The organism is Hydrogenivirga sp. 128-5-R1-1 (assembly GCF_000171895.1).
The window spans coordinates 98,157-124,668 of the sequence record NZ_ABHJ01000005.1; the positions used below are offsets into that span (position 1 = coordinate 98,157).

Annotated in this window: 24 protein-coding genes; 10 read left to right on the forward strand and 14 right to left on the reverse strand. The window is 52.8% G+C overall.

Features of this window, described 5'->3' with window-relative positions:
- The first annotated feature begins 4 nt into the window (after positions 1-4).
- Positions 5-163 carry a hypothetical protein gene (locus HG1285_RS19440; RefSeq protein WP_008287061.1) on the forward strand — a complete coding sequence of 53 codons (159 nt, stop codon included), beginning with the start codon at positions 5-7 and terminating at the stop codon, positions 161-163.
- Here the strand turns inward: HG1285_RS19440 and HG1285_RS11195 are convergent.
- The gene (locus HG1285_RS11195; protein WP_008287062.1) at positions 160-750 is read right to left on the reverse strand and encodes a tRNA (adenosine(37)-N6)-threonylcarbamoyltransferase complex dimerization subunit type 1 TsaB; all 591 of its coding nucleotides are present in this window, start codon (positions 748-750) and stop codon (positions 160-162) included. The genes HG1285_RS19440 and HG1285_RS11195 overlap by 4 nt on opposite strands.
- Positions 747-2,189 carry an Asp-tRNA(Asn)/Glu-tRNA(Gln) amidotransferase subunit GatA gene (gene gatA, locus HG1285_RS11190; RefSeq protein ID WP_008287063.1) on the reverse strand — a complete coding sequence of 481 codons (1,443 nt, stop codon included), beginning with the start codon at positions 2,187-2,189 and terminating at the stop codon, positions 747-749. The genes HG1285_RS11195 and gatA overlap by 4 nt, the downstream gene beginning before the upstream one ends.
- Between gatA and HG1285_RS11185 the strand changes: the two genes are divergently transcribed.
- Complete coding sequence (locus tag HG1285_RS11185; RefSeq protein ID WP_083793048.1) at positions 2,188-2,820, forward strand: SagB/ThcOx family dehydrogenase; 633 nt, start codon at positions 2,188-2,190, stop codon at positions 2,818-2,820. The two genes, gatA and HG1285_RS11185, sit on opposite strands and share 2 nt — an antisense overlap.
- Before the next feature lie 4 nt (positions 2,821-2,824).
- On the forward strand, positions 2,825-4,603 hold the full coding sequence (gene glmS / locus HG1285_RS11180) for a glutamine--fructose-6-phosphate transaminase (isomerizing) (RefSeq protein ID WP_008287065.1): 1,779 nt from the start codon (positions 2,825-2,827) through the stop codon (positions 4,601-4,603).
- Between the two features lie 2 nt (positions 4,604-4,605).
- On the opposite strand, the gene argF is transcribed toward glmS, so the two are convergent.
- The 5 genes from argF to HG1285_RS11155 are packed head-to-tail and all read right to left on the reverse strand — an operon-like array spanning position 4,606 to position 10,044.
- Positions 4,606-5,526, reverse strand: coding sequence for an ornithine carbamoyltransferase (argF, locus tag HG1285_RS11175; RefSeq protein WP_008287066.1), 921 nt, complete (start codon positions 5,524-5,526; stop codon positions 4,606-4,608).
- Positions 5,527-5,538: 12 nt separating this feature from the next.
- Entirely contained in the window at positions 5,539-7,179 is a 1,641-nt protein-coding gene (locus HG1285_RS11170) for a tetratricopeptide repeat protein (protein ID WP_008287067.1), read from the reverse strand.
- Entirely contained in the window at positions 7,176-8,063 is an 888-nt protein-coding gene (locus HG1285_RS11165) for a universal stress protein (protein ID WP_157560527.1), read from the reverse strand. The genes HG1285_RS11170 and HG1285_RS11165 overlap by 4 nt, the downstream gene beginning before the upstream one ends.
- 10 nt (positions 8,064-8,073) lie before the next feature.
- The gene (locus HG1285_RS11160; RefSeq protein ID WP_008287069.1) at positions 8,074-8,850 is read right to left on the reverse strand and encodes an inositol monophosphatase family protein; all 777 of its coding nucleotides are present in this window, start codon (positions 8,848-8,850) and stop codon (positions 8,074-8,076) included.
- A 3-nt stretch (positions 8,851-8,853) separates the two neighbouring features.
- Complete coding sequence (locus HG1285_RS11155; RefSeq protein ID WP_008287070.1) at positions 8,854-10,044, reverse strand: phosphoglycerate kinase; 1,191 nt, start codon at positions 10,042-10,044, stop codon at positions 8,854-8,856.
- A 47-nt stretch (positions 10,045-10,091) separates the two neighbouring features.
- Here HG1285_RS11155 and yaaA point away from each other — a divergent pair, with 47 nt between their 5' ends.
- The 3 genes from yaaA to HG1285_RS11140 are packed head-to-tail and all read left to right on the forward strand — an operon-like array spanning position 10,092 to position 13,657.
- The gene (gene yaaA / locus HG1285_RS11150) at positions 10,092-10,775 is read left to right on the forward strand and encodes a peroxide stress protein YaaA (protein ID WP_008287072.1); all 684 of its coding nucleotides are present in this window, start codon (positions 10,092-10,094) and stop codon (positions 10,773-10,775) included.
- Positions 10,772-11,719, forward strand: coding sequence for a glycosyltransferase family 2 protein (locus HG1285_RS11145; protein ID WP_008287074.1), 948 nt, complete (start codon positions 10,772-10,774; stop codon positions 11,717-11,719). The genes yaaA and HG1285_RS11145 overlap by 4 nt, the downstream gene beginning before the upstream one ends.
- A 9-nt stretch (positions 11,720-11,728) precedes the next feature.
- Positions 11,729-13,657: a DUF87 domain-containing protein gene (locus HG1285_RS11140; protein WP_008287075.1), complete on the forward strand. Its 1,929-nt coding sequence runs from the start codon at positions 11,729-11,731 to the stop codon at positions 13,655-13,657.
- On the opposite strand, the gene HG1285_RS11135 is transcribed toward HG1285_RS11140, so the two are convergent.
- Positions 13,658-14,152 (reverse strand): hypothetical protein, encoded by a 495-nt coding sequence (locus HG1285_RS11135; RefSeq protein WP_008287076.1) that lies wholly within the window; start codon positions 14,150-14,152, stop codon positions 13,658-13,660.
- Positions 14,153-14,271: 119 nt separating this feature from the next.
- Here HG1285_RS11135 and HG1285_RS11130 point away from each other — a divergent pair, with 119 nt between their 5' ends.
- Positions 14,272-15,579 carry a homoserine dehydrogenase gene (locus HG1285_RS11130; RefSeq protein WP_008287077.1) on the forward strand — a complete coding sequence of 436 codons (1,308 nt, stop codon included), beginning with the start codon at positions 14,272-14,274 and terminating at the stop codon, positions 15,577-15,579.
- 43 nt (positions 15,580-15,622) lie between these two features.
- Entirely contained in the window at positions 15,623-16,294 is a 672-nt protein-coding gene (rpe, locus tag HG1285_RS11125) for a ribulose-phosphate 3-epimerase (RefSeq protein ID WP_008287078.1), read from the forward strand.
- Here rpe and HG1285_RS11120 read toward each other — a convergent pair.
- From HG1285_RS11120 to HG1285_RS11110, 3 genes are read right to left on the reverse strand one after another with little or no spacing between them, the layout of a single operon-like run.
- Positions 16,269-18,263 (reverse strand): LPS-assembly protein LptD, encoded by a 1,995-nt coding sequence (locus HG1285_RS11120; protein ID WP_008287079.1) that lies wholly within the window; start codon positions 18,261-18,263, stop codon positions 16,269-16,271. The genes rpe and HG1285_RS11120 overlap by 26 nt on opposite strands.
- The gene (locus tag HG1285_RS11115; RefSeq protein ID WP_008287080.1) at positions 18,248-19,039 is read right to left on the reverse strand and encodes an HAD-IIA family hydrolase; all 792 of its coding nucleotides are present in this window, start codon (positions 19,037-19,039) and stop codon (positions 18,248-18,250) included. Before HG1285_RS11115 ends, HG1285_RS11120 begins: the two co-directional genes overlap by 16 nt.
- A gap of 10 nt (positions 19,040-19,049) precedes the next feature.
- Positions 19,050-19,955, reverse strand: a complete 906-nt coding sequence (locus HG1285_RS11110; RefSeq protein WP_008287082.1) for a MoxR family ATPase — start codon at positions 19,953-19,955, stop codon at positions 19,050-19,052.
- 29 nt (positions 19,956-19,984) lie between these two features.
- On the opposite strand from HG1285_RS11110, the gene HG1285_RS11105 reads away from it, so the two are divergent.
- The gene (locus HG1285_RS11105) at positions 19,985-20,857 is read left to right on the forward strand and encodes an AEC family transporter (protein ID WP_008287083.1); all 873 of its coding nucleotides are present in this window, start codon (positions 19,985-19,987) and stop codon (positions 20,855-20,857) included.
- Here HG1285_RS11105 and HG1285_RS11100 read toward each other — a convergent pair.
- The 3 genes from HG1285_RS11100 to HG1285_RS11090 form a co-directional block, all read right to left on the reverse strand.
- A complete protein-coding gene (locus HG1285_RS11100; RefSeq protein ID WP_008287084.1) occupies positions 20,854-22,605 on the reverse strand; it encodes an ATP-dependent DNA ligase in 1,752 nt (583 codons plus the stop codon). The genes HG1285_RS11105 and HG1285_RS11100 overlap by 4 nt on opposite strands.
- A 9-nt stretch (positions 22,606-22,614) precedes the next feature.
- Positions 22,615-23,655, reverse strand: coding sequence for a transglutaminase domain-containing protein (locus tag HG1285_RS11095; protein WP_008287085.1), 1,041 nt, complete (start codon positions 23,653-23,655; stop codon positions 22,615-22,617).
- Between the two features lie 64 nt (positions 23,656-23,719).
- Positions 23,720-25,606 (reverse strand): 2Fe-2S iron-sulfur cluster-binding protein, encoded by a 1,887-nt coding sequence (locus tag HG1285_RS11090; RefSeq protein ID WP_008287086.1) that lies wholly within the window; start codon positions 25,604-25,606, stop codon positions 23,720-23,722.
- Between the two features lie 84 nt (positions 25,607-25,690).
- Between HG1285_RS11090 and amrB the strand changes: the two genes are divergently transcribed.
- A complete protein-coding gene (gene amrB, locus HG1285_RS11085) occupies positions 25,691-26,491 on the forward strand; it encodes an AmmeMemoRadiSam system protein B (protein WP_008287088.1) in 801 nt (266 codons plus the stop codon).
- The last annotated feature ends 21 nt before the right edge of the window (positions 26,492-26,512 follow it).

The window sequence follows — 26,512 nt, forward strand, 5'->3', positions numbered from 1 at the left end:
AGGCATGGACGGGGACGCCTTCCTATTCATGATACTCTCTTGGGGTCTTATACTCGGGCTGAACATATACTGCTTCACCCTGTTGCTAACGAAAGGTGAGCCTCCTACGGGTGCTCCCTCCCCTGGAGAAGGCTTCAAGCCGGGAGAAGAGGAGATAACTTAAACGGGAGGCTTCAAATAGAGGGGTTCTATCTCAAAGAGGTTTTCGCCCTGAGGGTTCTTCTTCAGGTGCCTGTGGGCGTAAACGCCTCCGTAAGCTGAGAAGGGAAAGAAGGGATAGTAGAACTGCTCCTCTCCGAGCCTGTCCTTTGAGAACATCTCCAGGGATACCCCCAGACCTTTTAATTCCTCTTCCCTGTATATCTTTACCTCAGACACCTCCGAGTCCCTAAATGTTCTGTAAAAGAGGTTTGTACTGACCCTCAGGTAGGGGACTTTCTGACCCTTGAATGGGGTGTTCGCGCCCAGCAGGTAGAGGTTCTCGTAGGACACTACGGGTTTCTTAAGGCTGTAAGCGAGCGTTTTAACGAAGGTAACCCCTATTCTCAGGGAGGTCAGGTAACCGACACCGATGGAGACGGCGAAGGCGTCAAACTCCTCTGGCTTAAGGCACAGCTCCGAGAGAACGAGGGGCAGGTTCTCAAGGGTCTTGCGCTTAGAGTCTATGTAGTGGAGGAGTTTTACCCTGCCCTCCTCAACGACCGAGAGGTTGAAGAAGGAGAAGGAGGTGTCTAAGGACAGGATCCTCATATCTCGGGGAAGAGCTCGTAGTGCTTTGATACGGTCTCCCATGCGTAGGAAACCCTCAGCAGGGTAGCCTCGTCCCAGGGCTTGCCTATCAGCTGTCCTCCTACAGGCAACCCTTGAGCCATACCTATGGGCACAGATATTCCCGGAAGGCCGGCGAGGTTCACCGGCACCGTTAAAACGTCCGACAGGTACATCTCTATGGGGTTTTCAAGCCTCTCCCCCAGCTTAAAGGGTAGCGTCGGCGTTGTGGGGCTCGCTATGAGGTCAACCCTTTCAAAGGCTTTCATGAAGTCATCGTATATTAGTCTCCTTACCTTCTGGGCTTTAAGGTAGTAGGCGTCGTAGTAACCTGCTGACAGGGCGAAGGTGCCGAGCATTATCCTCCTCTTTACCTCTGCTCCGAAGCCCTCATCCCTCGTCTTGGAGTACATCTCAAGCAGGTCTCTGTACTTCTCAGCCCTGTGGCCGTACCTAACGCCGTCGTACCTGGCAAGGTTAGAAGAAGCCTCGGAGGGAGCCACTATGTAGTAGGCTGGTATGGCGTACTTGATGTGGGGCAGTGAGACCTCCACGAACTCACACCCCAGACTCTCCAGCTCGTCAACGAAACCCTGGAACCTCTCCCTTACCTCATCCTGAACCTCAAACTCAAAGAACTCCTTGGGGAGACCTATCCTGAGCCCTTTAATTTCCTTGCCGAGCTCCTTTCCAAACTCCGGAACTGGAACCCTGGCGGAGGTTGAATCCTTAGGATCGTGCCCGCTTATTACCTCAAGCAGGAGGGCTACGTCCTCCGTCCTTCGGGCGAACACCCCTATCTGGTCTAAGGAGGAGGCGAAGGCTACGAGCCCATACCTGGAGACCCTACCGTAGGTGGGTTTTATACCTATAACCCCGCAGAAGCTCGCAGGCTGTCTTATGGAACCACCTGTGTCGGAACCCAGAGCTACGGGAGATGAGCCGACAGCTACGCTCGCTGCAGAGCCTCCCGAAGAGCCTCCCGGAACCCTATCTCTATCCCATGGGTTTCTCGTGGGAAAGAAGGCGGAGTGTTCCGTGGAGGAACCCATGGCAAATTCGTCCATGTTTGTTTTTCCCACGAAGATAGCTCCCTCCCTCCTCAAGCGTTCTATAACCGTAGCATCGTAGGGAGATACGAAGTTTTCAAGTATCCTTGAGGCACAGGTCGTCCTGCCGTCCTTTATGAGGATGTTGTCCTTTACAGCCACGGGCAGACCGAACAGCTTTCCCTCCGGTTTACCCTTCTCAAGCTCCTTTGCCCTTTCAATTCCCTCCTCGTAGAGGGGCGTTATGAAGGCTTTAACCTTCTCCTCTGTATCCTCAAACCTCTTGAAAAAGGACTCAACCGCTTCGGTAGGCTTTAGCTCGCCCTTTTTCATAAGCTCTACGAGTTCTTTAGCTCCCTTCTGCCAAAACATGGTAAATATTTTATCCCAGCTCTATCTTTTAACTATGGGGCTTAGACTTCCCCAGCCGACTTACAGAGGGCAGCTAACCCTTGAGGAGGCTCTGCTGAGGAGGAGGTCGGTCAGGAGCTACCTTCCCGAACCCATAACACTGGAAGAGTTATCTCAGCTTCTCTGGGCTGCCCAGGGGGTAACAGACCCTTACGGCTTCCGAACAGCCCCTTCCGCCGGAGCTCTCTACCCCCTTGAGCTTTACCTCCATGCTGTAAAGGTTGAGGGCATTGAGACCGGTATATACAGGTACGATCCCCACAGGCACTCGCTGCTGGACATCAAGCTGGGGAACTTCGTTCCAGAGGTGTACGCTGCCGCTCTGAACCAGGAGGCTGTCCTCTCAGCACCCCTGCTGGTTTTCTTCTTTGCCCTCTTTGAGAGGACGACCGTTAAGTACGGCAGAAGGGGTATAAGGTATGTCTTCAACGAGGTGGGTCATGCGGGACAGAACCTTTACCTTCAGGCGACGGCGCTCGGTCTTGGCACTGTTGTCATAGGAGCCTTCTACGATGAGGAACTGAAGGAAGTTGTTGGTGCGAGGAGGGATGAAGAACCTTTGTACATAATGCCCGTTGGGAGGGTAGAATAGAGGCATGTGTGGAATTATAGGTTACACGGGTAGGGAAGCTGCCCTTCCCCTGATACTTGGGGGGCTTGAGAGGTTGGAGTACAGGGGATACGACTCCGCCGGGGTAGCCCTTATAGAGGACGGTAAGCTCGTGGTTGAGAAGAAGGTCGGGAAGATAAGGGAGCTCGTTAAGAGCCTGTGGGGGAAACCTTATAAGGGTAAGACTGGCATAGGACATACGAGGTGGGCAACCCACGGTGAGCCCTCAACCGAAAACGCCCACCCCCACACTGATTCCAAGGAAGAGTTCGCAGTAGTCCACAACGGCATAGTTGAGAACTACCTTGAGCTGAAGCGAGAGCTTGAAGGGGAAGGCGTCCACTTTCGTTCCGGGACGGATACGGAGGTCATAGCGCACCTTATAGCCAGAAGCTACAGGGGAGACCTCCTGGACGCCGTTCTTGAGGTTGTTGGCAGGCTGAGGGGAGCATTCGCCTTTGCGGTCATAACAGCCCACGAGCCGAACAGGATAGTAGGGGTTAAGCAGGGTAGTCCTCTGGTGGTTGGTATAGGCGAGGGCGAGAACTTCTTAGCTTCGGACATACCCGCGATCCTTCCCTACACGAGGAAGATAGTTACCCTGAGCGACGGGGAGGTCGCCGATATAACCCCAGATGGGGTGAACATATACGACTTCCACGGAAACCCAGTGACTAAGGAAGTAATGGAGGTTCCCTGGGACATAATATCTGCCGAGAAGTCTGGCTTTAAGCACTTCATGCTCAAGGAGATATACGAACAGCCCAAGGCTGTTGGAGACACGGTTAGAGGTCTCGTATCCTCGGGAGAAAGACCTCCCTTTTCACTGAAGGAGTTCCGGAGGGCTTTGATAATAGCCTGTGGGACATCGTACCACGCCGGTCTGATCGGGAAGTTCTGGATGGAGAAGCTAACGGGTGTACCAACCGAGGTGGTTTACGCTTCGGAGTTCCGTTATGCGGACTACCCTGTCGGTGAGGAAGACCTCATCGTAGCTATATCCCAGTCGGGGGAGACGATAGATACGAAGTTTGCGGTTAACTATGCGAAGGATAAGGGGGCGAGAACCCTCTCGGTTGTGAACGTTGTCGGAAGCTCTATAGACAGGGAGTCGGACTTTACCTTCCACACCCACGCGGGTCCCGAGATAGGTGTTGCCGCGACGAAGACCTTTACAGCTCAACTCGCAGCCCTTTACTACCTTGCGTCCCTTGAACACGATGAAGGTGAGAAACTTCTGTCCGAGCTGATGAAGGTGCCCGCGAAGATAGAGGAAGCCCTTGAGAAGTCCGAGGGTGTGGAGAAGCTCGCAGATAAGTACATGAAGAAGAAAGACTTCCTTTACCTGGGTAGGTATCTGAGCTTTCCGATAGCCCTTGAGGGAGCCTTGAAACTGAAGGAGATATCCTACATACACGCGGAGGGATACCCTGCGGGCGAGATGAAGCACGGACCCATAGCCCTGATAGACGAAAACATGCCCGTGGTCGTGATAGCGCCCCAGGACAGGGTGCACGACAAGACCCTCGCCAACATAGAGGAGGTCAGAACCCGTAAGGGTATAGTTATAGGCGTTGGGTTTGAAGGGGACGATAAGGTGGAGAAGCTGTCCACGGAGTTTGTGGGTATACCCTCCGTTGAGGAGGACTTCACACCCTTCGTGAGCGTTGTTCCCCTGCAACTCCTCGCTTACCACATAGCCAGTAAGCTGGGACTTGACGTTGACCAGCCGAGGAACCTTGCCAAGACGGTCACCGTTGAGTAGCTTCAGGACTTTTCAAAGAGGAACTCCATCAGAACCTTCTGGGTGTGGAGCCTGTTTTCAGCCTGGGTGAATATGAAGTCGGAGTATCTCTCAAAGACCTCTTCGGTTATCTCCTCGCCCTTCTTGGCGGGTAAGCAGTGCATTACTAGGACGCTCTCCTTGGCGTGGGAGAGCAGCTCTTCGTTCACCTGATAGGGTCTGAGAGCGTTCAACTTTTCCTCGTCCCTGTCATCGCCCATGCTCAGCCAGACGTCCGTGTAAACCACATCAGCCTCTCTGACCGCCTCAATAGGGTTTGTCGTCAGGTATATGTTTCCCCCGGTGAAGTTGCTGAGATCCTGACCAGCCTGAAGGTAGTAACTGTCTGGTCCGTAACCTTCGGGCGTAGCCACAAAGAGGTTCAGCCCGAACAACCCTGCCGCCACGAGCCACGTGTTGCAAACGTTGTTACCGTCCCCCACGTAGGCGATCTTTATATCCTTCACTTCCTCTCTAAACCTCTCATAAAGGGTGAACACATCGCTCAGGAGCTGGCATGGGTGGGACTTGTCGGTCAGGGCGTTTATAACGGGCACGGTAGCCCACTTGGCGAACTCCTCAAGCCACGTGTGGGAGTGGTTTCTGACTATAACGCCCTCCACATACCTTGATAGGGTTCTTGCCGTATCCCTTACGTCCTCTCCCCTTGATAGCTGAAGCTGACCCTCCTGAAGGAAGAGGGAGTTTCCTCCCATCTGGTTTATAGCTACTTCAAAGGACACCCTTGTTCTCGTGGAGGGCTTGGTAAAGAGCAGGGCTAAGTTCTTTCCCCTGAGTACGTCGCTGAGCTCTTCCCTCCCCTCCTTTACGTTTCCCGTTCTCTTGACTATGTACCAGGCTTCATCGGGATCTATGTTCCAGAGGTCAACGAAATCTCTTTTCATAGAGTTATTATCTTACAAGTTCTTGAGCTTTTCAAGGAGTCTCTCCCTCTGTCCCTTCTCACCCTCCTTGCCCTCGTCCAGTAGCTTGAGCGCTGACTCGTAGTACCTCTTAGCCTCTTCCTTATAACCCATCTTCAGCAGGACGTCTCCGACGTGTTCGTTCACTACCGGGTCATCGTAGGCGCGCCTGAGGGCGTCCAGCAAAAACTGGATAGCTTTCTCGTAATCTCCCTTGAGATAGTAAACCCAGCCCATGCTGTCTATGTAGGCGGGGTTGTCCAGCTCTTTGCTGAGCGCCTTCCTTATAAGCTGCTCCGCCTCATCAACCCTCGCGCTTCCGTACCACATCAGGAGCGAGTAGCCGAGGTGGTTGTATAGGTCGGGGTCTTCAGGGTTGAGCTCCATTGCCTTCCTGAGGCTCTCCTCAGCCTCTATGGTTCTCCCTAAGTAGTCCAGAGCTATGGCTTTGAGAAAGTAAGCCCTGTACTCTCTCGGTGCGAGGGATATAGCCCTGTCAAGAACCTTCACAGCCTCCTCGTACCTCTTCTCATCTATGTATAGGTTTGCCTTGAGCATGAGGAGTTTCACATTTGCAGGGTTCAGCTGAAGACCCTTCTCTATAAGCTCTTCAGCCTCCTTATATCTGCCGAGGATTATGTAGGTGTTGGCGAGCCTCTCAATTATCCTCTGATTCTTGGGGACGAGCTTGTGGAGCTTCTCGTATATCTCAAGAGCCTTTTCGGGGTTCCCTGTGAGCTCCAGGGCGAGGGCGTAAGAGTAGGATACGTTCAGGTCTTCCGGATGAAGCCTGTACAGCTCAGCCAGGATCTCCTTTGCCCTCTCAAACTCCCCCGACTGCAGGAGCGTTACGGCAAACTGGTGTTTGTACTGGTAGTTGGTGGGGTCTATCCTGTAAAGCCTCTCGTAGAGCTCCTTAGCCTCCTGAATCCTCCCGGTCGCCATGTAAAGCTGGGCGAGCTTCTCAAGGGCTGAGCGGTTGTTCGGGTCTTCCTTAAGTATGCTCCTGTAAAGCTTCTCCGCTTCCGAGAACCTCTCGCTCCTCTCGTATATCTTCCCCAGGGTTACGAAGGCTGCCTCAAAGGTCTTCCTTATGTCAAGAGCCCTCTGTAAGTACTCAATAGCCCTGTCCACCTTGCCTTCGCTCAGGTAGAGCTGCCCCAGTAGGTAGTAGGGAAAGGGGTTGTTCGGACTGAGCTCTGCAAACCTCTGGAGGACTTCCTTAGCCTCCTTCATCCGTCCTGACTTTATGTACTCGTCCGCAAGGAATATGAAGATCTCCTTGTTCTTTGGGAACTTCTTACGGGCTTTTTCAAGGACTTCTATAGCCTTCTTCCTGTCGCCCTTTAGCCTGTATATGCTGTACAGGGCTATGTAGGGTTCAGCCCTGTTGGGATAACGCTTCATATACTCCTGTGCAAGCTCAAGAGCCTTCTTCGTGTTCTTAAGGGAGACCTCAAGCCTTATGGTGTCCATGTACAGAGAAGGCGTGGGCTTTTCCTCAACAGCCTGAAGGCAGAATAGCTCTGCCTCCTTCGGTTTGCTGGATAGATACCTGCACATGAGGTAATCAAAGTAGTAGTTTCCGTAAGAGAAGCCTGCAAGCAGGCTTATGAGCAACACAAGTCTTTTCATTCTGCTTCTTCCTTGTATATGAGTATGGGTATGTCCACCTTCCTGAATACTTCGGTGGACGTGCTACCGAGGAGTATCCTCTTAAGCCCCGACAGACCCCTGCTTCCCATCATCAGGAGTTCTATGTCCGGGTTTTCCTTCACGAAGGTAACTATGGCTTCTGAAGGGTTTCTCGCACTGACGAAGCTGGTGGAGACCTCAAAGCCTTCGGAGGAGAACCTCTCCTTGAGCTTCTCAACGTAGTTTCTCTTCTCAGACCTGTACTTCTCGTACAATGCCTCACCTATCTTTTCAACCACAGGTATGTCTATGGGCTCGTCTATGTGGAGTATCTCTACCTTGAGCTTGAATGGTTTAAGGAACTTCAGGGCGAAATCAACCGTCTTCTCTGCTGTCTTTGAGAAGTCGTAGGCTATGAGAACCTTCTTGGAGAATGTTGGTTCAGACCCCTTTATGACAAGGACTGGCTTTTTGGAATGTTTAACCACCTTTTCAGCCGTTGAGCCTATGAGTATCTTCTCAACGAGACCCTTCTTGTGACTGCCTATGACCAGTAGGTCAGGGCTCTCCTTTTCCTCCGCTTCCAGTATTAGGTCTCTCGGGTCGCCTATATCAACGATGACCATTGACGGGACGGGTTTGAGGAAGTCCGTGAAACCTTTCAGTTTCTCCTCTGCCTCCTTCTTCTTGCTCTCCTCTATCTCCTGGAGTATTCTCACGTCTATCACGTCTACCGTGAGGCTTTCCGGGTAGGGTATGTACACGGCGGGCGATACCGCGTGAAAGAGAACCACCTCTCCTCCGTGGGCTTCCGCTATCCTCTTTACGACCCTGAGGACTACGTTGGTTATGTCCGAGAAATCAACCGGAACGAGGATCTTCAAACCAGCCCTCCTACAGGTACCTTCCAACCACTTCCTCAAGGAAGCCCTGGATCCTTCCGTTTGACGCTACTATATCCCTCTTGGAGTTGTTCTCCATAACCCTGTAATTACCCCCTGCTTCTTTTAGTATAACAATTCCTGCGTTTATGTCCCACGGGTGGAGCTCAAACTCCATAAGACCTTCAAACACACCCTCCGCCACGAAGCACAGGTCAACGGCTGCCGCCCCCGGTCTTCTCATGGCGGCGACCTTGTCAAACACCTCCTTGAATATGAACCAGTAAGTATCAAGCTTCCTCTTAGCCCTGGAGGGGAAGCCGTAGGCTACCACGGAGAACCTCACGTCGGAGGTCTGACTCACCCTTATCGGTTTTCCGTCCTTATAAGCACCCAGTCCTTTCCCTGCCCAGTACAGGGAGTTGAAAGCGGGCAGGTAGACAGCCCCCACCACGGGCTCTCCCTCGTGGATCAAACCCACGGAGACGCCGAATATAGGAAAGCCGGCTATGTAGTTCTTGGTTCCGTCAAGGGGGTCTATGTACCAGACGTACTCACCCTCGTCCCTTCCTCCTTCCTCCTCTCCCACCACGAGGTGCCCGGGGAACTTCTTGCTTAGGAAGTCCCTTATCCTCTGCTCTGAGGTCTTGTCCACGTAGCTTACGAAGTCTTTCTCAGCCTTCTCCTCTATGTTCTCCTCCCTTACCTTGCGGAAGTTCTCCTTCAGGACTATACCCCCTATGAGGGCTGCCTCCTTAGCTGCCTGAACGAGCTCCTCTATCCTCTCCATGGTTCACTCTCTATCGTCAAGCACTTCAAGACAGGGTAGGGTGTTCCCCTCAAGGAGCTCAAGGAATGCTCCTCCTCCCGTGGACACGAAGTCTATGGCGTTGTAAACGCCTGCCTTATGTATGGCGTGGTCTGTGTCCCCACCTCCGGCTATGGTGAGAGCAGGCGACTGGGCTACGAGCTTTGCCGTTTCAAAGGTTCCGTTCTTGAACCTGTCCAGCTCAAATACGCCCATGGGACCGTTCCAGACTATCGTCTGGGCGTCCGATATTACCTCGGAGAGCAGTTCCACGGATACGTGCCCTATGTCAAGCCCCTTCCAACCGCTGGGTATCTCCTGCCAGGGAACCACCTTTGTGGGTGTGTTATCGGAAACCTCCTGACCTATAACGAAGTCAACCGGCAGGTATAGCTTAACCTCTAACTTCTTTGCGACCTCAAGTATGTCAAGGGCTGTGGGTATCAGCTCCTCCTCAACCAGCGAGCCACCCACCTTGTATCCCATAGCCTTTATAAAGGTGAAAGCCATAGCCCCGCCTATGAAGAGCTTGTCAACCCTCTTGAGGAGGTTCTTTATTATCCCCAGCTTTGTGGAGACCTTAGCCCCGCCGAGTATGGCGACCACCGGTCTCTGGGGATTTATCATCGCCTGCTCAAAGTAGTTTATCTCTTTCTCTAAGAGGAAGCCCATCACCGCCGGTTTGAGAAATTTGGGAACGAGGTAAACGGAGGTGTGCTTCCTGTGACATGTGCCGAAGGCATCGTTGACGTAAACCTCTCCGAGACCTGCCAGCTCCCTTGCGAACTTCTCATCTCCCTTAGTCTCACCCTCGTGAAAGCGAAGGTTTTCAAGGAGGAGGACATCCCCCTCGGACATGGACTCTACCTTCCTCTTCACCTCATCGCCTACGCAGTCGGGAGCTAACTCCACTTCCCTCTCTATGAAGCGGGAGAGCCTCTTCGCCACAGGGGCGAGGCTGAATCTGGGGTCTCTCCCCTTGGGTCTGTCCAGATGGGACATCAGGACTATCTTTGCCTTGGCGTCCAGAAGGTACTCTATCGTCGGGAGGCTTGCCCTTATGCGTGTGTCGTCAATGATGTTCCCCTGCTCATCTATGGGAACGTTGAAGTCAACCCTAACCAAGACCCTTTTGCCGTTTACGTCAACGTCTCTGAGCGTCTTCTTTCTGGGCATGGAGAAATTCTACCATAAGGATATAAGCTTACCCTTATAATACTTCTATGGCTTTATACCTGCTGCCCTGGAGCAGAAAGCAGACCAAGATGGACATCGTCAAGAGGGACCTCTCCGAGGTGTGGAACGAGGGCGAGGGGAACAGATTCCCACAGCTAAACCCGCTCAGGGAGTCCGTGCTGAGACACTTCGGGGTAAAGACCGCTCCCCTGGCGCCCGCTTACAGGAGGTACAAGAGCAAGTTCTGGGAGGAGCTTAGCTTCTGGGCTCTTCCCTCAAAGATCCAAAGGCACATAGAGGAGAACGCCCTCGTGTTCTCTCCACTGCTCGGTGTTATGGGGGCTGGAGACCTCGTCCCGTACTATGAGCTGGAATGGAAAACCCCTTACGAGGGGGGAAACCTCAGGAGATTCTGGAGGAGGCACCTTGAAGGGCTACTCTCGGGGCTGTTTGATGGGGAGGTTGTATACGACTTCCTCTCCTCAGAGGACAGGAAGGTAGTTGATTTCCCTCCCACCACCCGAAGGGTGGTCTTTGAATACTACCGCAAAGGAAAGAGGGTTATAAACACCCTGCCCCACAGAGCTTATACCTTCAGGTATATACTTGAGATGAAGGTATCCCCAGAAGACCTCAACAGGATAAACTTTTTAGACTATAAGGTGAAGGACGTGGGGGAAGAGGAAGGAGTTATAAAGGTCGTCCTCCATAGTGAGGGGAAGTACATATGATCTCGGTCGTTATACCGGCTTACAACGAGGAGGAGAACATCCCCGTCCTCTACGAGAGGTTAAAGGGCGTGCTGGACTCCCTCGGTGAAGATTACGAGATAGTGTTCGTGGATGACGGGAGCTACGACCGAACCCCGGAGGTTCTCAAGGAGATAGCGGAGAAGGATAAGAGGGTGAAGGTCATAAGGTTCAGGAGGAACTACGGACAGACGGCTGCTATGTACGCAGGCTTTGAATACGCCGAGGGGGATGTGATAATAACGATGGACGCAGACCTCCAGAACGACCCCGAGGACATACCCCGGCTGCTGGAGAAGATGAGGGAGGGCTATGACATAGTGAGCGGCTGGAGGAAGGACAGGAAGGATCCGTTCCTCTCAAGGAAACTGCCTTCAAAGATAGCCAACTGGATAATATCCAAGGTAACGGGCGTTGAGCTCCACGACTACGGTTGCACCCTTAAAGCCTACAGGGCTGATATAGCGAAAAGGTACAGGCTCTACGGGGACATGCACAGGTTCCTCCCCGCTCTCGCCAAGAGGTTCGGGGCGAGAGTAACCGAGATCCCGGTCAGGCACCACCCAAGGCTGTACGGCAGGTCAAAGTATGGCATAGGGAGGACTGTGAGGGTTATCCTTGACATCTTCCTTGTAAAGTTCCTGAACGAGTATATAACCAAGCCCCTCTATGTTTTCGGTGGGTTCGGTTTTATCCTTCTTTCGGTGGGTATCCTGATAGAGCTCTACCTTACCTTCCTAAAGCTCTTCACGGGAGCCGACATAGGTGGAAGACCTCTGCTCATACTGGGAGTCCTTCTGATACTCGCCGGCATTCAGCTCATCTCCACGGGGGTGATAGCGGAGCTTATAGTGAGAACCTACTACGAGTCCAGGGGTGAGAAGCCTTACGTTATTGAGGAGAAGATAAACCTTAAAGAGCGATAAACTTAAAGTATGGAAATCCTCCGGGGAGAGGAGATACACGATAGACTTAGGAAGCTTTTCTCGGAAGCTACAGAGAGCGTGAAGCTCTCCTCTGCGTGGATAAAGGGGAGCGTCCTTAAAGAACTCCTCTCGCTCCTGAAGGAGGGTGTGAGGCTTGAGGTCATAATCAGGGCGTCCTCTTACGAAGACCTTCAGATAACAGACCCCCAGGTCTTCAGGGCTGTGGAGGAGGCTGGTGGGAGCGTATACCTGAACCCTAGACTTCATGCCAAGTTCGTTGTGGTTGATGGAAAGAAGGCTCTCGTCGGATCTGCCAACGTTACCCAGTCCGGACTTTACAGGGAGGGGAACATAGAGACGGCGGTTTACCTTAAAGACCCCAAAGGGGTTAAAGAGCTTGAGAGGGAGTTTGAAGAGATAAAGAGGCTCTCCTACGATTTCTCAAAGACGGTAGCCTTCGTGGTCAGCCTGGACACCGCGCGGGAGGGGAAGGTTCTTCTGGTTAAGGATATTCAGGAGCAGACCTACGTAAAGATACCGGCGGGCGAAGGAAGCTTCTTCCTGGGCAGGCTCTTTGATGTGCGCTCCGTGAACCTCTCCCTGAGCACGCTGGACGAGGAGGGTCTTGGAGACTCAGCCTTCCTTGGAAGAGTTTTCTCCGAGCATGAAGAAGGGTGGAGGGTGGCGAGCCTGTTCGCGAGGTTTCAGGAGGGGGCTGAGCTGAAGGTGGCGAGGTTTGAGGTTCTCGGCGAGTACGAGGCAGAGAGGAACCTCTTCAAGACACCCATAAGGCCGGTGAAGGCGGGCTCTCCAGTTGAAATCCTGGAGGTTGAGGAGAACTCCCTCAGGGCTATCCTGCTCAAGAACCACTCAGGCTATGACATGAAGTTCCCCACCTATCTGGGTGTGCTCCAGGGCACTCAGGTGAAGGCGTTCCTGGACATGGACAAGGTGGTCTCCATGCACATGGCTGTGATAGGGACTACGGGCTCCGGGAAGACCACCTTCGTGAAGAAGGTGCTCAAAAACTTTAGGGAGCCCACACGGGTGTTCGTATTTGATATGTACGGTGAATACTACGAAGACCTGAAGGAGCTGGGGGACGTGAGGAACGTTCAGCTGCCTAACGTCCTGATGCCCGTTGATGGCGATGACCTGAAGAGGTTGCTCAGGGATAGCGGACTGTCCATAAGCGAGCGCTCAACGGACGAGAAGGAACTCATGTCCTTCTTCAGAAAACACCTTAAGCCGGAGCTGGAGAGGAGCGGTCTCGGAAAGAAGAGCCTTGAGACGCTTGTGAAGGAAGCCTCCCTGCATGTGAAGGACAAGCGCCTCAGAGAAACGCTGATAGACCTTCTGGAATTCTGGAAGAGAACCTACGGTGAGGAGTCGGTAAAACTACAACCGGAAGTTGTTTCCCAGCTGAAAAGCTCCCTGAAGGCTCCTGAGAGAGTGGTTATCTACAGCTACAAGGATGTGGACATAACGGAGACGAGGATAAACGTGGCGGGACTCGTTATGAGAGAGATACTCAAGGAGGCAAAGGGCAGTCCTGCTGACAGGCTGATAGTCCTTGAGGAAGCTCACAACTTCGCCCCCGAAAGGGGTACGGTGGAAGTCCAGGCTGGCAGGGAGAACCTCGCTTACCTGAGCGCCAGAAGGATAGCCATGGAGGGCAGAAAGCTCAGGCTCGGTCTGATAGCGGTTACCCAGAGACCCGCCAACATAAGCAAGTTCATACTCTCCCAGCTGAACACCCAGGTCATATTCAAGCTCATAACGAGGAACGACCTTGATGCTGTCTCCCCCTTCTTTGAGCAATCAAGGGAGGACGTCTTCAACCTCCTGCCATTCCTTAAACCCGGGACAGCGTACATAAGCGGTCTCGCCGTGCCCTTCAGCTTCCTCTTCCAGATGGAGGAGATACCCTACTGGTGATCACCTGTCCTTGTTTAATTCCTGTTGCTCGCGCTTTGCAAGCTCCTCAAGCTCTCCATCGTAGAACTGGAGGTATATGTTCCACGCTCCGTTGTCGTTAAGGCACTTGACTATTGCAAACCTGTTTCCCGCAACGAAGTAGTAGCCTATCGCCTTGAAGGGAGGCTTCTTCTTCTTAACCCCGAACTCCTTTTCCATACGCTTCGCAACGTCCTCAACGAGCTGGACGCACTCCTCCTTGCTGGAGACCTCTCCCCTACCCCATATGGCGTAAACCTTTTTGCTCCTGGGTGTAGTCTCCACCGCGTAAGTTTTCACAAAGGGAACCCTGTGGGGCGGTAAGACTATGTACACCACCGTTCCGCCGGAGGTCTTGCTCTCGTCCACCACGTCTATGTCCTTTATGTGGGTGCCGAAGTCAATGCCGAAAGCTCCGGGTATATGCTGGGAGAAGACGCTCAGGCTGAAAAAGAGGGTGATGAGCAATACAAGCATGACATCCTCCTTTTCTTTAATTCTCTCATAAAACCGCCTTCGGCGGTGTAGTTTAGTAAACACTAACCCACCACTTTTACGGCGCAGGGAAATGCCAAAGAGGTTATCATATAAGGGCTGTGAAGGTAAGCGTGGGCATAGTAGGCTGCGGTGTTGTCGGCACCGGGACGGCAAGGTTGCTCCTTGGGAACAGGGAAGTCCTCAGGAAGAAGACAGGCATAGATTTTGAGCTCAGGAAGGTCGCAGACCTTGACTGGAGCAGGAAGAGGGAGTTCAACGTCCCTGAAGAGGTCAGAACCACCGACTACAAGGAAGTCCTGGAGTCCTGCGATATAGTGGTTGAGCTTGTCGGTGGCAAGGACTTTGCGAAGAGGTTGATACTTGAGGCGCTTGATAGGGGGAAGCACGTCGTAACGGCGAACAAGCACCTCTTAGCCCTTGAAGGTGAAGAGATATTCCTGAAGGCACAGGAGAAAAACCTTAGGGTCGGCTTTGAGGCTTCCGTCGGCGGGGGCATACCCGTCATAAAGGCTCTCAGGGAGGGTCTCGTGGGCAACAGGATAGGTACCATATACGGCATACTTAACGGAACCACCAACTACATACTCACGAGGATGTTTGAGGAGAACCTGGACTTTGATAGTGCTCTCAGGGAGGCTTCGGATAAGGGCTACGCTGAGGCTGACCCCTCCCTTGACATAGACGGATGGGACGCAGCCCACAAGATAAACATCCTCGCCTCCTTAGCCTTCGGCAGGTACTTTCCCTTTGAGGAGGTTCACGTTGAGGGCATAAGGGACGTGGACAAGCTTGACGTGGAGCTGGGAAAGGAGTTAGGCTACACCCTTAAGCTCCTCGCCATAGCGAAGAGGTTTGGCGGGGAGGCTGAGATAAGGGTTCACCCCACCTTCATACACTCGGACGAAGCCCTCGCTAAAGTCTCGGGTGTTTACAACGCCGTCATGATAGAAGGCGACTTCGTGGGTAAGACCATGTTCTACGGACAGGGTGCCGGTTCCCTGCCTACCGCGTCAGCGGTCGTTTCCGACATAGTTGATGTAGGCAGGTCTTTGCTCTCCGGGAACGGTGGAGAGGTAACGCCTATAGACTGGGAGGATACGGACATAAAGGTCAGGAAGAACTTCTTCAGCAGATACTACCTCAGGTTTGACGTTCCCGACAGACCGGGCGTCCTCGCGTCTATCTCAAGGGTCTTGGCGGACTTCAACATAAGCATAGCCGCCGTCCTCCAGAAGGAGATGGTGTGTGAGCTCGCGGGCAGGAAGGGTGAGCCCGTAGTCCCCCTCGTAGTTCTGACCCACAAGGCTTACGAGCTTGATGTGCAGAAGGCTCTCTCTGAGATAGAGGGTCTTCCCGTGGTGGTGGGCAAGCCCGTCCTCATAAGGGTAGAGGAGGAGGCTGAGTAGGAGATGGACTCCCTGTCAGACGAAATGGATTAATATTTAAGTCATGGAGAAGCTCCTCGCACCTTCTATACTCGCAGGCGACTGGTGGAACATAGGCGAGCAGATAGAGGCTACACTGAGGGGTGGGGCGGACATAATACACTTTGACGTCATGGACGGGCACTTCGTTCCCAACATAACGGTCGGTCCAGAGATACTCACCAGCATAAGCAGGAGGGTAAACGTCCCCGTGGACGCCCACCTGATGATAGAGAACCCAGACAGGTACATACCCTCCTTCGTGGAGGCTGGAGCGAAGTGGATCAGCGTCCATATAGAGAACGTCCCCCACATTCACAGAACGCTCACCTTAATAAGAGAGTTGGGGGCTAAGGCTGGTGTGGTTCTTAATCCGGGAACACCCCTCTCAGCCGTAGAGGAGGCTATCCATTATGCTGACTATGTTCTCCTTATGTCCGTTAACCCCGGCTTCAGCGGTCAGAGGTTCATTGAGCGTTCCCTTGAGAGGCTTTCGCTCCTCAGGGACATGAGGGACAGGCTAAATCCTGACTGTCTTATAGAGGTAGACGGAGGTGTCAAGGAGGATAACGTGGTGGAGGTGGTCAGGGCTGGAGCGGACGTTGTGGTCGTGGGCTCCGGCATATTCTCTGCAAAAGATGTGGAGGCTCAGACGAGGAAGCTCAAGGATCTCATTTCCTCCGCAGTGGCAGTTTAAAGTCCTTCATGTTGAACATGTTGAATACCACGAACACCTCCCTAAGGTAGCCCTTCTCGGAGCCGTAGTATGTTCTCCTGTAGTCTGCCGTCAGGGACCAGCAGGCTCCCTTAACGCCGAGGTAAACCTTCCTGTATAGCTCTCGCTTTGACACATTGTCCCGTGTAACAGAGCCCCCCATCAAAAACCTGCTGACGCTCACCTCCCCTGTGAGGGTGTACTGGTCTGAGAGCCTCTTTTTGTCGCTGTCTCGCGATACCACGTAGCTCCCTCCCAGGTTCGCCCTCCACACCTTCAGGTTAGCCGAGCTGACACTCCTGGCGAGTACGCCAAGGTTTGCATCGTACGTGGCATCCTCTGTAAGGCTGAGCCACTCTGTAGGGTAGAGGCTGAGGATCGCTCTGAAGGGCAGCAGGCTCTTCTCAACCAGCTTGCTGTCGGTGGGAAACCTGTAAGACTTGAGCAGGTTGTATCCACCCTCTAAGAACAGGCTTGCAACCGCTCTTCCCCCGTAGCTCAGGCTTGAGCTGTACCTTGCCTTTATGTTGTTCTCCTTGGTCACCTCGTCAAAGCTGTCAAGCTGAGGGTTGTTGAAGTTCTGAGGTGAGAAGGAGTATACGAGCTCAAACACGTTTGAAAAAGACAACCCTTTCCAGGAGAAGCCCCCGAAGAAGGGTAGTCTGTCCTCAAAGTAAACGGAGGATACCCTCTCGTCAGGGTAATCTTCGCCCTCGGTGAAGTAGAAGTTATTTATTAGCTTTAGCCCTGCGTAGTTGTTCATCCCGAAGAGCTTCATGGGTAGCTCCACCTGGGGTGTGAACACGAGCCTTTGCGTCCTGAGTCCCTCTTCCCGGTAGAAGTTCGTGAAGGTGCTCGTGAGGTTCAGGAAGAGGGAACCCACCTGCTTTGGTCTTGAGTAGAAGCCGAACTCAGGGAGCAGGTTTAATGTCCCGTCGTTGTCGTCCGATGTGAGGTCGTAAAAGTTCCTTAGGTTGAAGGACAGGAAGTAGTCCCTTTCCATACGGGTGTAGGTTATGTAGGAGAGTGTATAGGGGACGGTTCTCCTCTTCTGGGTGAAGTAAACGTCCTCAAAGAAGTAGGGGTCTGAGGGGAGGTCAAGCCCGAACTTCCAGTTCTTAAACCCCGTGTTGAATTCCAGCCTGAACCTGTTTTCCCTTAACGTCTGAAGGTTTCTACCCTCCCACCACTCACCCGGAGGGAGAGGCTCCTTGTAATAAGAGAGCCTGAAGTAAAGTCTATCCTTTAGCGTAAACGCCTGCCTGTACTCAACCTGCAAGCCTTTAGCCTGCTTGTCCCTGTAATCAAGGGTGAAGGTCGCATCTCTGTCCCTGGATATAGCCCAGTAAAAGGGCTGTATGTATATGAGGTTGTTGTAGGTGTTCTGCCCTATCATGGGAGGTAGGAGACCAGACCTCCTGTCCCCGACGGGGAACACGACCACCGGGCTGTAAAAGAAGGGAACCCTGAAGAACTTCAGAGAGTTGCTAAAGGAGAATACGTACCTGTCGGAAACCCTCGCCTTCCAGAAGCATACCTTGAGCTCCTTCTTGTCCGGTGGACAGGTGGTTACCTCACCGTCGTATATGTGGTATACCTCCTCTCCCACCTTCTCTATCTTCCTGGCACTGAAGTAGAACTTTCTGAACTTACCCTCCGCGTCTATGAAGTACCCCAACTCAGCCTTCAGGTCTATGTAGGCTTCCTTTCCCAGAACCTCAAGGCTCCCATCCTTTCTCTTTACGTAAACGTTGCCGTAGGCGAATACCTCCTTGGTTGCAGGGTTGTACTTTACCCTGTCCGCCCTTATGATGTACTCTCTGTACTCAGCCTCAACGTCTCCCTCCGCTATGAGGTTTCCCTCCTCGTCTCTCGTAAGGCTTTTGGAGAGAATCTCTGCGGACAGGGATAGGGAGACCAGCGCCAGCAGAAGGGTTAGCCACTTAGCCACTCAAATATTTTATTCTCAAGCTCCTGAAGACTGTGGAATATGTAGTCTGGCTTGAAGTCCGTCTTCTTGAGCTCCTCCTCCCTGTACTTGCCCGTTGTCATGAATATGGTCTTTATACCGAGCTCCTTTGCTCCCATCAGGTCTGTGTATATGTCGTCACTTATAAGGTAAACCTCCTCTGTGTGCAGACCCTTAAGGGCGAGCTTTATGAAATCCGCCGAGGGCTTCCCCAGGTTAGGGAGTTCCTCTTCGTATCTCGTTGTGTAGGCGAGCATGTGGGCGACCGAGCCGGCTCCGGGGAAGTAGAGACCGTCCGAGTCCTTCACTATCCGCGATAGGTTCACGGGGACTATCTTAGCTCCGTTCAGAAACACCGCCGACACGGCGGTCTTCAATTTAAGAAAATCAATCTCCTTGTCCTGACCTACAACGACCGCGTCTACATCGTGGGTCTCCCTGACATCAAATCCAGACTCCCTGAGGAAGTCCGCGAGCATCCTCGTCCCTATAACAAAGATAGAGCTTATACCCTTATCCCTCAGGTAGTCAGGGAGGACACCCACGGGCGATATGAACTCCCCCGGTTTTATGTCAAAGCCCTTTATCTTGAGTTTGTGGACTATAAGGTCTGGGGAACGGGTAGAGTTGTTAGAGACTATACGGAACGGGACACCCTTCTCCTTGAGGCTTTTAATGAACTCTGGGGCGTGCTCAAAGGGGTTGAACTCCTTGTCCTTAGTGAGGACACCGTCCATGTCTATCAGGAGTGTGAACATGGCTCATATTTTACCTTGGGATCTCTACTCTCTGGAGTACTTCGCTTACAGCCTCCTCCTTGTCCATCCCCTCCCTGACTATCAACCTGTGGGATAGCACTGGCACCGCCATCTCAAGGACATCCTCGGGGACTACAAAGTCCCTGTCCTTGGAGTATGCTAAGGCGCGGGCGCAGTTCGCCAGATGGATAGCCCCCCTCGTGGATACCCCGAGGAGTATGTTCGCATCCGAGCGTGTCTGGGACACTATGGAAACTATGAGCTCAGCAACTTCCGGCGATATGTACACCTTCTTCACCTCTTCTGTAGCCTCCCTTATGTCATGTGCACTGACCACCTCCTTTACGGTGCTCACCTTCTCCAGGGGATTCACACCCATCACTATGTCCCTCTCAGTGTCCGTGTCCGGGTATCCGATGGAGAGCCTCATGGTGAACCTGTCCATCTGGGACTCGGGAAGCGGGTATGTTCCGTAGTGCTCCATGGGGTTCTGTGTTGCGATAACGAAGAAGGGATCCGGAAGTTCGTAGGTCGTTCCGTCAACGGTTACCTGCCTCTCAGCCATAGCTTCCAGAAGGGCGCTCTGGGTCTTGGGAGTTGCCCTGTTTATCTCGTCCGCAAGAACCACGTTGTTGAACACGGGACCAGCCTTGAAGACGAACTCCCTCTTGGACTGATCAAAGACCGATGTCCCAACTATGTCCGAGGGAAGGAGGTCGCTCGTGAACTGAATTCTCGCAAAGCTGAGGCTCATGGCTTTGGACAGGGCAAGGGCGAGCGTGGTCTTCCCCACACCGGGTATATCCTCTATGAGCAGGTGTCCCCCCGCGAGGAAGCATATAAGGGACCTTCTTATCTCCTCCTCCTTCCCCCTTACGACCTTCGCTACCTCTTCAACCACTGCATTTATGTTCATTTCAGGGTAAATGATATACTAAAAAGCCCATGCACGAAAGGGTTCTTTTCGTAGCCCTGATATTCCTCTTGGCTTACGCACTCAAACTACTTCGGGTCTTCAGGGAGGAGGATGCGGGAGCCTTCATAAACTACGTGATATACTTCTCGCTGCCAGCTCTCGTCTTCGGCAAGGTCAGAGAGGTTGAACTGACGGCTGACGCCGTGGGAGTCGTCCTATCAGCCTGGCTGGTGATTCTCTTTTCCCTCCTGATCTCCTTCATTGTGGGAAGACTTCTGCAGATGGAGGACAGGACGCTGAAGGCTTTTGTCCTCGTCTCATCCTTCGGGAACACCGCCTTCATGGGCTACCCTTTCACCTTTGCTCTGTTCGGGGACGAAGGTCTCAGGTACGCAGTCCTCTACGACCAGCTCGGCTCCTTTCTGCTCGTCGTGTCCGTGGGGTTCTTGATAGCCACGGGAAGGTTTTCCCTCCGGGAGGTTATCCTATTTCCGCCCTTTGTGGCTCTCCTGCTCGCCCTTCTGAGCAGACCTCTGGAAATCCCAGCCTTCCTGTCCGTGTTCATAGACACCACGGGAAAGTCCCTCATACCCGTGGTGTTGTTCTCTCTTGGCTTGAAGTTCTCCCCCAAACACCTGCTTGACTCAATAAAGAACGCACTCCTGACGGTGAGCCTGAAGATGCTCTTAGTTCCTCTGCTGGTTCTGGTCGGACTTAAGACCTTCGGTCTTGACACCCTGAACTACAGGGTCGTACTTCTGGAAAGCGCTATGCCTCCGATGGTGATGGCGGGAGTCCTCGCCATAAAGTACGGACTTGATGAAAGGCTCGCGGTGTCCGCCATAACCCTGGGGATACTCTTGAGTTTCTTTACCGTCCCCCTTTTTCTGCACCTCCTTTAAACAGCCCTGTACTGCTTCTGCTGGAGGAACATCTCCAGTATCTCCCTCTCGGTGGTGGCGTCCTCGGGTCTTTTGTCAAACCTGTACCTTCCCGTGAACCTCGGGAACCTCAGCCCCAATCCCCTTCCGGGCTTTACCTTGTCCCAAGCGCAGGTGTGAACCGGGCTGTAGGTGAGCTCAGCCCCCGTTATCTCAAGGACTAAGAAAGGTTCAAACCAGATGTCCGCCGAGATTATGGAGTTCACCCTCGGGTGTCTGTGGTCTATCCTGTGGTCTTTTAATATCTCCTCAAGCTTCTTGAAGTCGTCCTCGGTAAAACCCGTCCCAACCTTGCAGACCGTCTTGAACTGGTCGGTCTCTGGGTCGTAGCACGCCATCAGGAGCGAACCGAAGTGCCCTGCTCTCTGCCCTTTCCCGTAAAAAGCCCCCACCACAACGAGGTCAAGGGTATCCGCTAAGTGTGACTTGTAGTCCCTCTTGTACTTTATCCATAGGAAGCCCCTCTTCCCCGCTTCGTATATGGAGTTTTCGGCGAGAGACTTGCATACGAGCCCCTCGCATCCGTCCTCAATAGCCTGGTGGAAGAAAGCCTCCAGGTCTTCTACGTTGTCCACTATCTTCCTGGTGGCAAGGTTTACCCTGTCGGTGGTCTTAACGACCCTCTCTAAGGTCTCCCTCCTCTCGGGGTAGGGCTTAAGCGTAAGATCCTCCCCGTCCAGATAGAGTATGTCAAAGAGAAAACCGGCTACGGGATACTTTAAGATGTGGTAGCGACTGACGTACTTCACCTTCCTGTTCATGAGAACCTGGAAGGGCTGTATCTGACCGCTCGCCGGGTCTATGACCACGCATTCAAGCTCCACTATGAAGTCGTGGGGTATGGACTCCTTTAAGAACTCTATCAGATCAGGGAACTGGTGGGTTATGTTCTCAAGCCTCCTTGAGTAGAGCCAGAACTCGTCCCCCTTCCTGTGTGCCTGTATCCTCTCACCGTCGTACTTGTACTCGGCGCCGCACCTTCCGCCCAGCTTCTTGAGTATGAGGGAAGGTATAGCCATCCTCTCGGCGAGCATAGGTCTTACCGGTCTTCCCACCTCTATCTTTACGGCCTTGATACCCTCCAGACCCTTTTCCACGAGAACCCTGGCAACGTATCCGAGGTCCGAGGAAAGGTTGTAAGCCCGCTCTATGTGAACTCTGTTTTTCTGATCGCCCGTAAAGGCTACGGCGAGGGCGTCCATCACCGTGTTGTCCCCCATCCCGAGCCTCAGCTTCTCCGTTATAGTCCTCAGGAGGTACTTGACCTCCAGGGGAGTAGCCTTTGAAAGGAGTTTCTTGAATAGCTCGGACTTCTTCTTTAATGCACCCACACCGGAGGTCTTTGCTATCTCCAAGAGGGTCTCGTAAACCTCCTTTACGCTCAGGCTCCCCTTGGGTTGAAAGCCCTTCTCCTCGTAAAGTTTCTGTCCCGCGTCCCCCAGGTCCCCCAGCTCTACAACCCTCTCTTCAACGCTGTGCTCGTCTATCCCCAGGATCTCTGCGAGAGACCTGATCGCGAGCTTTTCACCGAAGTTGTAGTCAAGCCCCGTATACTCGGGTGCTATCCTGCCCACCGATAGATAGACGACCTTGTCTATAAGCTCTGGGGGAGTTTCCTTAAAGAGCTCCACGAGGAGCCCGGTCATCTGGGTTCTGCTGGTGGTTGCCTCTATCTTCGCGTAGAACTCAGCGAGTCTCTTATATTCCACAGGAATAGTTTACACCTTGACGATCCTGTAAACGAAGCTATCGGGCTCAAGGTAGTTGAGGGCAAATCCGTTCACCTCAGCGTAAGGGTAGCCGAAGAAGGGCATAGGTTTTAGAACCTCCTGCTTGGGCTCAAGGTCTCCGTCCCTGAGCCAGTTGAAGGCTACCCAGTGAGGATCCCAGTTCCCGAAGAGGTACCTCTTGGCGAACTCCAGTCTCGGGTCTCCCCCTTTTAGCTTCTCCTTCAGCCTCATCTTGGTCACGTCCGCGGGGTCAGCGGGTATCCATCTCCCTGCCCAGAACTCCGCTCTGCAGTGCTGAGCCTTAGTGAGGTCTCTGGAGCCTTTCTTGATAGAGAGGGTCTTTGATATGTAGGCTGGTCTTACCCTTATACCGAAAACTTCCCTTGCAGGTATACCGACAGCCCTACAGAGGGCGACGAATATGGAGCTCTGGTCTGCGCACTTGCCCCCTACCTTTCCGTCCCTTTCATATATCTCTATCAGGTCGTTCACGTTTCCCGGACCGCAACCCTTGACCTTGGGGTCTCTGTAGGTGTTCTCTGTAATCCACTCGTATATGGCGTAGGCTCTCTCAAGGGGCGTCCCCTTTCCCTTCGTTATCTCCCGGGCGAGCTCTCTCACCCTTCCGGTGGTCGGGACGTGGGGCGTGGCTTTGAGATAAAGTTTCAAGCTTTCGGGAACCCTGTATCTTGCGTCAGTGAGCGGTACAGCCCTTTCTTTGTAGGATACAGAGAGGAGAACGTCTATGTGCTTCTCTTTCCTGTTCCCGAACTCCACGTACAGCGTTGGGGACTTATACAGTGGGTCTTTGGTGAGGCGGGCGCTCTCAAAGCTACCTGAGAGGTTTATCCCTGTGAGCCTTTGATACTCTGTATTGAGAGGTATAGGAAGCCAAAGGCGTGCTTTCCCCTTCTCCTTTATATTCACTCTGTATGCGAAGGAAACCCTCCTTTCAGAGGATAGGGCAAGTTTTGGAAAAGTGAGGGCGAACATACTGCCCGCTATAAAACCTCTCCTTGAGAACTCCATGGCGTAACCTCCTTCCCCTTTTATTTCCTTTAAAAGCTATTCCGAAAGGTCATACCTTCAAGACTTAAACCCTGTACTCGCTGACCTCTCTGTTCTTTTCGTAGAGCTTGGAGAGGTTCTCGCTGCGCTTGGTGATCCAGCCGTTCCTGTATATGTGAACCTCGGGTCTTAAGGGAGGTGTGCTGTTCCCTTTTACGATCTTTATCTCTCCCTCTCTGCCAGAGAGGTTTTCCTCCAAGTACTGCCAGAAGGACATGTCGTCAAAAGCCCAAGGTAGGAACTTCTTACCCTTAACCTCTCCGAATAGGGTGGTGAAGGTGCCTTCCGTCTCCCCCATAAGAGCCATGGGAACTTTAACCGTTGCTCTGACCGATAGCCCAAAGTCGTAGGGTGAGGCTACCACAAGGTGTTCAAGTCTGTCCGCAAGCTGTTCCATGGTTTCAGGGTGGTAGTACTCTGTCAAGTCCTCTCCGAAGACCACAAGGGTGTTTATCTCTCCCTCAAGGGCTTTTTTGACTACCTCGTCCACGTCTGAGTATATGTCCTTTATCCTCTGATATAGCCCGTAAACGTTACCCTCTTTGGGCAGGAGCAGTATCTTATGCCCTTTATCTTGAATCTCCTTTAACTTCTTACCTATCTCCTCATCACCTTCGTAGGAGGTTGTATTTACAACTACAACTCCTTTCCCTTCAAGGTTATTTACCTCTTCAAGGGTTATCTCCTCCGGCTCAAACTTCTCGTCTCTTATGCCCTTGCCGACCCTGTAAACCTTTCCCTTGGTGTAGTAGGTGAGCACCGTGGCGGTGGAGGTTATGTCATCACCCACGAAAACGTAGAAGTCCGCATCCTTTACCTCTTCAATGGTGGGGGGCTGATACTCTCCGAGGGCTTCCGCCAGCTTGAAGAAGTCCGCAGTTTGGGGGGCGGTCACGTAGCTGTTGGTCGCCTTGGCTATCTTTACGACGCTGTCTATTATCTCGTTGGGCAGGTATCCCGACAGGACGAAGGCTGTCTCCCTCTCGTGGACTCCGAGGACTGAGCTCAGCAAGTTCACAAGGTTTCCGACGCTCTCTTCCCTTCCGTGGGCGTAAGGCTTCAGCAATCTGTCCACGTTCAGGGCGTCGTACCCGAAGAATGCCTTGGCACAGATGTTGAGATCCTCGGTGGGCTTGGTTCTATAGACCTTTTTCTTGGATCGCCAGTCTCCCACTCCGTACTCAAGCTGGACTTCACAACCCACGGGACATAGGTTGCAACGGGTGGTTTCCCTCTGGAGGAGCCAACTCCTTGACCAGAACTTGAAGGGCTTGGAGATTATCGCACCCACGGGACAGACGTGAACGCATATCCCGCACATCTCGCAGGTGGAAGTGTCCATGGGTCTGACGGTGGGAACTATGTTGGAGTCAAAGCCTCTGTTCTCAACGTAAAGGGCGTGGGCACCCACTATCTCATCGCATGCCCTTGTACACCTGTAACATACCACACACCTGTTGGAGTAGTACTCAAGGAAGTCGCTCTCCCAGTCGTGCTCTTCCCTCTCCTTCTCCAATGCGGATATGGGAACAACCTGCCTCTGGGGTCCATAGATGGCTCCGAAATTCTGGAGGTCGCACTCTCCCGCCTTGTCACAGATGGGGCAGTCAAGGGGGTGTCTGGTCATGAGAGCTTGGAGTAGATACTTCTGGTTTTCCTTTACCTGCTCGCTGGTGTGGTGGGTTCTTATGATCATGCCCTCTTGGACGGGGGTGTTACAGGATATAACGAGCCTGTTTATGTTCTCCCAATACACCACGCACATTCTACAGGCGCCCGCTATTGAAAGCCTCTGGTGGTAGCAGAAGTAGGGTATGTCTATCCCGTTCTCAAGGGCAGCCTGAAGGACGCTCTTGCCCTTCTCAACCTCGTACTCCTTGTCGTCTATAACTATCTTCACCTTCTCAGCCATACCAAGCCTCCGAGTGAATATGATACTGAAAAATTTTGTTTACGTTCTTCCAACCTAAATGCCCAAAGTCATATATTTATACCCATGAAGAGAAAACCTGCGGTGGCGGGAACCTTCTACCCTGCGGAAGTTGAGAAACTTAGCAAGCTCGTTGATCTACTCTGCGGAGAAGAGTCTGCAGAGAAAATGAAGGCTAAGGCTATTCTCGTTCCGCATGCGGGACTGATATACTCCGGAAAGACCGCCTGCGCGGTTTACAAGAGGGTTTACATACCTGAGAGGATAGTCCTTTTGGGTCCCAATCACACGGGAATGGGAACCGATATATCTGTTTACCCCGGTGAGGCTTGGGAATCCCCCTACGGGGAGGTTCAGATAGACGAAGAGCTGAGAGATATGGTTCTTAAGTATCCTTACGCGAGCCCCGACGAGAGCGCCCACATATACGAGCACTCCCTTGAGGTTCAACTCCCCTTCCTCTTCAGGTACGCGGAGCGTCCTTTCAGGATACTTCCCATAATCCTGGGATTGCTTGATTACGACAGGGCAAGGGACTTTGGAAGATTTCTCGGGAGTCTCCTGCAGGGTATTGATGCCCTGATAGTCATAAGCTCTGACATGTCCCACTATATACCCGCGGACGAGGCAAGGAGGAAGGACGAGATACTCATATCAGCTATGGAGCGCCTCCAGACGGACGAACTCTACCTCAAGCGCGTTCAGTACAACATAACCATGTGCGGCTTTATCCCTGCTGTGGCGGGCATTGAAGCATCTAAGGTCTTAGGCGCAAGGCAGGGTATTCTCATAGACTACACCAACTCAGGAGAGGTCACGGGCGATTACGACAGGGTGGTAGCCTACGCGGGTATGGTGTTTGTTTAGGTGGTAAATTAAATCCTCGGG